General features: G+C 65.8%; 1 protein-coding gene. It reads left to right on the top strand.

Annotated features, from left to right (window positions below):
• Window positions 1-272, top strand: a 272-nt coding sequence (locus FS767_RS22270; RefSeq protein WP_178102780.1) for a putative porin, incomplete at both ends; no start/stop codon positions are given.

Here is a 272-nt window from a genome sequence, read left to right on the forward strand (position 1 = left end):
TCGCCACCGGCGGCGGCGACGATGCCCGCTCCACCAACCAGGACCTCAACGGCTACTTCAACAAGAAGCAGCTCTGGCTGGATCAGGCCTATATCGACTACCACCCCACGGCGCTGCCGAATCTGCACCTGGTGGGCGGCAAGATGGGCCAGCAGTGGGTCAGCACTGGCGACGTCAACTGGGACGCCGACATCAACCCCGAAGGCCTGGCCGGCACCTACAGGTACGACCTCGGCGGCGGCGCCGAGCTGTTCGGCAGCACCGGCTACTAT

Source organism: Pseudomonas sp. DE0010, assembly GCF_007680745.1.
GTDB classification, from domain to species: domain Bacteria; phylum Pseudomonadota; class Gammaproteobacteria; order Pseudomonadales; family Pseudomonadaceae; genus Aquipseudomonas; species Aquipseudomonas parafulva_B.